We start from the raw sequence: 7,434 nt of genomic DNA on the forward strand, positions 1-7,434 counted from the left end.
TAGAGAAAGGGGTTATTCCGATAAATTTATCGTCTAAATATACCTCTCCCCAAGGAATAACATTAATTTTTAAATAACCTTTTAATCTCTTTAAATTAAAAAATAGGGATAGGGTTTCTTTTCCTTTCAAATTTATTACCGTTTCCAACTTACCAAAGGAATCATTCAAAATCGTCAATAAATAACTCTTTGGTTCTAATTTTAGAAATTCCTTTGTTGGTGTGGTAAATAGATAATTGTTATCTAAATAAATTTTTCCCCAAGGCTCACAGTTGACGAAGAGATAAGAAAAAGAAGTTTCGGAAGATATTTTTTTAGGAATAGAAAGGGTCTCCCTTATTTTTCTTTCTTTCTCTTCTTTTTTAAAACCAACCTTTTCTAAAATTGTGTCGATCTTTTTCGTTGTCTCGTTTAAAAAAGTTTCTTCTTTTAATATTATCTCTTTTCTTTTGGGAATTAAAAAGAAAAGGCTAACAAGAAAAGAGAGAAAAATTATCGGTATTAAAACATATATTAAACTTAACCTTTTCTTTTTTCCTTTCTTTTCTTCTTTTATGCTTTCTTTTCTTAAAAATAGATAATCACTAAACTCCTTTTGGTTCGGTAGAGTTATTTCTTTTTTCTTGATATAATCTTCAATCTCATTAATAATTTCGGAAAAATTCTTATATCTTTTCTCTTTCTTTTTATAGGTTGCCTTTTTTAATATTTTTAAAAAATCCTCATCAATATCTTTTAATATTTCTTTTAAATTTAATTCTTGTTTATTTAAGATCTTTTGGATTGTTTGGGTATAAGATTCAGAGAAAAAGGGATTAGAAGAGGAAAGGGTTTCAATTATCGTAATTCCTAAGGCATAAATGTCAGCCCTTTCGTCAAGTTTCTCACCTAAGCATTGTTCCGGTGGCATATAAGCAGGGGTGCCAATAATCATTCCTGGTAATGTCAAGTCTTTCTCTTCTTTTTGATAAGCCAATCCAAAATCGCCGATTTTAATTAAACCATCTTCCCTTATTAAAATATTAGAAGGTTTTATATCCCGGTGGATAATATTCTTTTCGGAAATAATTTTTAATATTTTTGCCAATTGGTAAAAAAGATAAAGGGTATAAATAAAATCCAATTTTTTTCGCTCTTTCAAAATCTCTTCTAAACTTTTACCTTTTACATATTCATAGACAATATAATATTGGGAATTAAAAAAACCATAATCATAGATTTTAACAACATTCTCAATATCCAGATTTGCTAATATCTTTGCTTCCCTTTCAAACCTTAATAAAAAATCCTTCTCTTTATCTTCCTTTATTTCCAAAATCTTTAATATTACATGCCTATTTAAAAATCTCTGGATTGCCAAATAGACGGAAGTATTTAATCCCTTTTTTATTAATTGGATAATTTCGTATTTATCAGCAATTATCATTCCAATCCCAATTCCTTTAATCTATTATATAAAGTTCTTCTTGAGATTCCTAAAATCTTTGCTGCTTCACTTCTATTTTTATATATCTCTAAAACTTTTTTCAAATATTCCCTTTCCTTTTCTTTTAGATAATCGTCCAATCTTTTAATCTTAAAAAGTTCTTCTTTTTCCCTTTCTTTTTCTTCAATTAAATCATTTATATTAATAATTTCCCTCTCACATAAAGCAACTGCGCGGGCGATCTTATTTTCCAATTCCCTCACATTTCCTGGCCAGTTATAATTTCTTAAAAATTCAATTACCTCTTTTGAGAAACCTTTTATTTTTTTATTCTCCTTTTCGGAAAATTTCTTTAAGAAATAATTGCTTAAAATAATAATATCTTCCTCTCTTTCTCTTAAAGGTGGCAAATTAATTCTAATAACATTTAATCGGTAATATAAATCTTCGCGGAAATTTCCCTTTTTTATCTCCTCTTCTAAATTTTTATTAGTTGCCGCAATTATTCGGCAGTCAACATATCGCTCTTCGGTTTCGCCAATTCTTCGGAATTTTCCTTCTTGTAAAAATCTTAATAATTTTGCTTGAATGGATAAAGGAATATCAGCAACCTCATCTAAAAATAATGTGCCACCATCCGCCTCTTCAATCAATCCCTTTTTATCATACAAGGCACCGGTAAAAGCACCTCTTTTATAACCAAAAAGTTCTGATTCTAATAAAGTTTCCGGCAAACCACCGCAATAAATTGGAACAAATTTTTTATTTTTTCTTTGAGAAGAATAATGTAAACTTCTTGCGACCAATTCTTTTCCGGTACCCGTTTCACCAATAATTAAAACTGGTAAAGAAGAGTTTAAAACCTTTCTCATTATGGTAAATACTTCTTGCATCTTTTTTGATTGACCAATAATATTTTCAAAATAATATTTTTCGGAAAGTTCGGTTTTCAAATAGACATTCTCTTTTAATAACATCTCTCTTAAATAGGCGTTTTCAATTACCAAACTTGCCTGATTAGCATAGGCAATCAAAAACTCCAAATCACTTTCCGAAAATATTCCTTTTTGGCTATGAGAATCAAGATATAAGGCACCTAACAATTTATCTTTAGAAATTAAAGGGACACACATTACTGACTTAATTCCATAAGAGATAACACTCTCTTTCGCACTAAATTTCTCGGAATCTAAGGCGCTATGTAATAAAATTGGTTCTTTCTTTTCCAATACTTCTTTGATGACACTGTGGGAAATTTCAGAAGCATCGCCACTAAATACCATTGGCACAAATTCTTCCTTTTCTTTTAAAACAATTACCCCTCTTTCGGCATTCAATTCCTTCATTATAATTTGCAAAGTATTCTCTAATACCTCTTTATAATCTTGTAAGGAATTTAATTGGGCAATAATCTGATAAAGGGTCTCTAAGGCTTTTCTTTCCAGCATAATTTTTTACTAACTACTTCAAATAACGCTTCTTTTGATAACGCCTGATTATTATACTCATCTCTTATTCCTACCCGCCAGAGATAGAGACCATCAATTAAAGAATCATTAATAATCACAATGGTATCATTTTTAGGAATTAAACTATCTTGATAACAAAGAATCGGAAATCGGTTGTTTAATAAATAATAAACTTTTATAAAATAGGTATAGGAAAAATAAAGAGGTGGCTGGGAAAAGATTAAAGTAGGTTTAAAAGAAGTCACCTCACCATTAATTGGTGAAATTGGTTCGGGTAATTCTCGAATAATTCTTATTAATGGTGGTGTTTGATAGATTAAAGTATCAGAAAAATTGGAAACCAAATAAATTAAAAAACTTTTACCTACCAAATCATCAAAATTATAATTAACCCTTTCCGCAGTTATCGTCCTTTCATAAATTTGGTTTTTTAAATGGTTTAGATAAAAGGTATCCTGCGTGGTTAATAAAAGATAAACTTCTTTCAAATTCTCATCAAAGATTTCACAGTTGATATTTAAAGATAAAGATTCCGGCAAAATAAATCGTTCTTCATAATAACTTCTTAGTTGACAATTTTTTAAATAAGGTAAAGGTTTTAATTTAAAGTATAACGTTTCAATTTGGTAATTATTGATTTTTTTATAAAAATTTAATTTTTGATAATTTTCTTTATAGATACTAATAAAATAGGAATCTAAAGGAATGTCAATAAACTGAAAAAAGCCATTAGTATCGGTTTTGGTAATTAGTAGATTTCTATTCTTTTCGCCAAAAATACTTATTTTCACATCTTTGATCCCCTTTTCCTTATTATCCAAAATATAGCCTAAAAGGGTTCCAGTATTTTTGTAATATTTACTTTTTGGATCATAGACGCTATCTCTTTCGGGAGAACAGAAAAGAATTAATAGAATAAGAAAGAGAAGAAACATTTGTTAAATTATATCTTGAAATATTTTTTTGGTCAATTATAATAAAATATGATTCTGGCGATCAGACCAAGAGATTTAGAAACAATTGCTATTTTAGAAGAAGTAACTTATGGTCCCGACCGCGAGGATTCTTCTATCCACATCAGTATTCCCATAATTCTTGGTTGTTGTCAAGATAAAGAAGCAGTTATTAGTGTTACTACCGATTTAATCAATTTTTCGCGCCGCTACCAGCATTCAGCTGCTTGGTTTATTCCCGAACAACTAATAAAAGAGTTGGAAGCAGCCGAAGATATGATAACTTCGGACAATCCGGCTTATGGTGGTATATTACTCTCACGAGAAATAGATAATTATCATATGCAAGTGAGGTTGATAAAACAGTTTGGAATGTATACTGTTGATGTGAAATGGCATAATGATCGGATTGGTGATGAGTATTCCTTACAACAATACTATGCTTATTTAAAACTGCGACCAAAGATTAAAAATTTTGAATGGGAGAGATTAGATTTTAATAAAAATTCCTTTTCGGTGGAAATCAATTTTCCTCATTGGAAGGAAGAAATAGAAAAATTAAAAAGAGAATTATTTTTATCTTCCTTAGATTTGGATTTAAACTACGAGGTTCCTTATTATTTATTTAATAAAATAAAAACAATTGGTCAAGATAAAGAACTACTGCGGCGGGCGGACTATTATTATAATGAAAGAAAAAAAGAGATGTATGTCGAGATTATTTTATGGAATTATCAGATTAAAAAAATGACTTTGGCAATAACCAATGATAAAGAAAAGGGAAAAGAAGAATTGGTTATTAAAGAAGAAAAAGATTTTGATTCTGAGGTATTTGATTTTTTAAATTCTTTTATTAATTTTTTAAAAGAAGAGATTAATCTAATTGAGGAACGTCGTAAGAAATATTTTGCGGAAAGACCAGTTTATGGTCAGAAATAGGTTAATAATTGAGGGAGGCAAAAAATTAAAAGGTGAAATAGAAATTGGAAGCGCCAAAAATGCTGTTTTACCGATTCTTGCTGCTTCTCTCTTAACCGATAAGAGAGTGATCTTAAGAAATATTTCGTTAGTGAATGATGTTCTTACGATGTTAGAAATCCTAAAGGCAATCGGTTCCCAAATTGAAGTAATAAATAATAATATAATAATCGATAATTCCAATGTCAATTCCTTTTTTCCACCCGATGAGATTGTTAAAAAGATTCGGGCTTCCTATTATTTAATTGCTCCTCTACTTTTACGTTTTAAAAGAGTAAAAATTGCTTATCCCGGCGGTTGTGAAATTGGAGAAAGACCAATTGATTTGCATATCAAAGGGTTAATGAATTTAGGAGCAAAGGTAATTCCTAATAGTAAATATTTAGAAGGCAAAATAGATAATTTTGTTGGAAAAGAAATTTATTTGTACGGTTTTAAAGGCCCAAGCGTTGGTGCTACTTGTCAGATATTATTGGCAGCCAGCAAGGCCAAAGGAAAAACAACCATTTTCGGTGCTTCTTGTGAGCCTGAAGTTATTGATTTAATAAATTTCTTAAAAAAGATCGGTGTTGAGATTTACGGAGAGGGGACTCCAGTTATTGAAATTTACGGAAAAGAAGATTTAGTTGGCTGTGAATACGAACCAATATCAGATAGAATAGAAGCGGGAACTTTTTTGTGTGCTGGTTTGATTACCGATGGTGAGATAACTATTAAAAATGTTATTCCTCAACATTTAATCATTGTTTTACAAAAATTAAAGGAAGCTGGTGCCGATTTAGAGATAAAAGAAAAAGAAATAAAAATCAAAAGAGGGGAAAAAAAACTTAAGCCTCTAAACATTATCACTTCTTTTTATCCAGGTTTCCCTACTGATTTACAAGCGCAATTTACTACCCTTGCTTGTTTAGCCGATGGTGAAAGTATTATTTATGAAAATATTTTTGAAAGAAGGTTTGCCCATTGTCAAGAACTAAAAAAAATGGGTGCTGATATTGAAGTTATTGATAACAAAGCAATAATTAAAGGTAAAAAGAAATTAATCGGCAGCGAAGTGACAGCAACCGATTTAAGGGCATCGGCTAGTTTGGTTCTTGCTGGTTTGGTTGCTGAAGGTAAGACAATAATTAATAATTCCTATCACTTAGATAGAGGATACTATCAATTAGACAAAAAACTTGCCACCCTCGGTGCGCAAATTTCTCGAACTTAGAAAATAGACATTTTCATTAATCTTTCCTCCTTTGTAAGTTATTAGATTTAAATAATTTATAAATATCTCAAAAATTAATAAATTATTCTTTTAAAATAAGTTATTGTAAATCAAAGATTTATTAAATTTTGCAAGGAATTACCAATTTTTTATTTTCAATTCGTTTGACAATAATTATATTTTTAATATACTTTGGTGTTGCCCAGGAGAGACCAATGAATGAAGACCGGGTGCCGAAAATTTTAATACAATTTTTTAAAAAATTCCCTGATATAACCGTTAAAAAAATAGCAAAAAATAATAATTCTTCATTAAGTAGTTTTTATCACAAATGGCCATTTAATCTTACACCAAAAAAATTCCTTATGATAATCCGTTTAGCAAAGGCATTAAAACTTCTTTCTTATGACCATAGAAAGGTGCGAGATGTTGCTGATGAACTTAAATTTTGTGACCACTTTTATTTTTGTAAATGGTTTAAAAAACTTACTGGTCTTACTCCCAAGAAATTTCAGATAAAATACGGTTCTTATTTTAGGAGAAAATTATTTCAAAAGATTAAATTAAAAAATTTTGATATAAAAAATATTTTCTGGATATTGAAAACTTTAGAAAATGATTAAAAAGATAATTTTAATTCTATTTCTTTTTGATATTATAATTAGTGGAAATTTAGAAAGAAGGAAATGTTGGTATTGGGATGGTAGTAATTGGCAGTTGGCGGATACTTCGGTTGCCAAACTTTTCTTAGAAATAACTAATCTCAACGATTCTTGTAATAAAATTGAGTGGAGAATTCCTTATTTTAATATTGTGATTTGCGAACCAACTATCAGAACAAGAACACCAGGTTATTGGAAGACCCATCCTGAGGAATGGCCTGAGCCTTATCATCCGGATGATATTTTTTATTTAAGTGGAGAAACTTACCTACAAGTTTTGTGGCATCCACCAATAGGTGATGCCTATTATATTCTTGCCCATCAATTTATTGCTGCTTTGTTAAATAAAGCAAGTGGTTGTCCAGTTCCGGATGATGTAGAACAAATTCTTATTGAAGCAGACTTATGGTTTCAAACAACAAGACCGCCGATGAAGCCGAATTCCCAAGAAGGTAAAAAGGCAATAAGATGGGCAGAAAGATTAGATATTTATAATAATACGGGAAGATAAAATGGATAAGATTTTAGTAAATTTAGTAAAAAAGTCTAATTTCCTCCTGGCAGGTTGTTATTTAAAAAACAAATTAAACAAAAAAGGGAGGAAATTATGTTAAAGAAAACACTTCTTTTAGTTGCTTTATTTAGTTTAGTTGCTTTTAGCCAGCAATGGCAAGAAAGACCTTCCTGGTATTGGAATGGCGAATCATGGATTTCCCAATTTGGCAATCCCCTC

The 7,434-nt window shown here is 29.9% G+C and carries 7 protein-coding genes; 4 read left to right on the forward strand and 3 right to left on the reverse strand.

The annotated features are described in order from the left end of the window. The 3 genes from ABIK75_07995 to ABIK75_08005 form a co-directional block, all read right to left on the reverse strand. Positions 1-1,426: serine/threonine-protein kinase (locus tag ABIK75_07995; GenBank protein ID MEO0091029.1), on the reverse strand; the 1,426-nt coding region annotated here is incomplete at its 3' end. After that, positions 1,423-2,874 (reverse strand): sigma-54-dependent Fis family transcriptional regulator, encoded by a 1,452-nt coding sequence (locus ABIK75_08000; GenBank protein MEO0091030.1) that lies wholly within the window; start codon positions 2,872-2,874, stop codon positions 1,423-1,425. The genes ABIK75_07995 and ABIK75_08000, both read right to left, overlap by 4 nt. After that, complete coding sequence (locus tag ABIK75_08005) at positions 2,853-3,830, reverse strand: hypothetical protein (GenBank protein MEO0091031.1); 978 nt, start codon at positions 3,828-3,830, stop codon at positions 2,853-2,855. Before ABIK75_08005 ends, ABIK75_08000 begins: the two co-directional genes overlap by 22 nt. 48 nt (positions 3,831-3,878) lie before the next feature. On the opposite strand from ABIK75_08005, the gene ABIK75_08010 reads away from it, so the two are divergent. From ABIK75_08010 to ABIK75_08025, 4 genes are all read left to right on the forward strand, one after another. Next, on the forward strand, positions 3,879-4,787 hold the full coding sequence (locus tag ABIK75_08010; protein ID MEO0091032.1) for a hypothetical protein: 909 nt from the start codon (positions 3,879-3,881) through the stop codon (positions 4,785-4,787). Then, a complete protein-coding gene (gene murA, locus ABIK75_08015) occupies positions 4,774-6,039 on the forward strand; it encodes a UDP-N-acetylglucosamine 1-carboxyvinyltransferase (GenBank protein MEO0091033.1) in 1,266 nt (421 codons plus the stop codon). The genes ABIK75_08010 and murA overlap by 14 nt, the downstream gene beginning before the upstream one ends. A gap of 215 nt (positions 6,040-6,254) precedes the next feature. Continuing rightward, on the forward strand, positions 6,255-6,662 hold the full coding sequence (locus ABIK75_08020) for a helix-turn-helix transcriptional regulator (protein ID MEO0091034.1): 408 nt from the start codon (positions 6,255-6,257) through the stop codon (positions 6,660-6,662). Further along, positions 6,655-7,212 (forward strand): hypothetical protein, encoded by a 558-nt coding sequence (locus ABIK75_08025; protein ID MEO0091035.1) that lies wholly within the window; start codon positions 6,655-6,657, stop codon positions 7,210-7,212. Before ABIK75_08020 ends, ABIK75_08025 begins: the two co-directional genes overlap by 8 nt. Positions 7,213-7,434: the final 222 nt, after the last annotated feature.

It is taken from the genome of candidate division WOR-3 bacterium, from assembly GCA_039801725.1.
Lineage (GTDB): Bacteria > Hydrothermota > Tepidihabitantia > Tepidihabitantales > DTDR01 > DTDR01.

Excerpts from the sequence above, each read along its gene's own strand:
- ABIK75_08025 (MEO0091035.1), top strand. The coding sequence starts at position 6,655 with ATGATTAAAAAGATAATTTTAATTCTATTTCTTTTTGATATTATAATT.
- ABIK75_08000 (MEO0091030.1), bottom strand. The coding sequence starts at position 2,874 with ATGCTGGAAAGAAAAGCCTTAGAGACCCTTTATCAGATTATTGCCCAA.
- ABIK75_08010 (MEO0091032.1), top strand. The coding sequence starts at position 3,879 with ATGATTCTGGCGATCAGACCAAGAGATTTAGAAACAATTGCTATTTTA.
- murA (MEO0091033.1), top strand. The coding sequence starts at position 4,774 with ATGGTCAGAAATAGGTTAATAATTGAGGGAGGCAAAAAATTAAAAGGT.
- ABIK75_08020 (MEO0091034.1), top strand. The coding sequence starts at position 6,255 with ATGAATGAAGACCGGGTGCCGAAAATTTTAATACAATTTTTTAAAAAA.
- ABIK75_08005 (MEO0091031.1), bottom strand. The coding sequence starts at position 3,830 with ATGTTTCTTCTCTTTCTTATTCTATTAATTCTTTTCTGTTCTCCCGAA.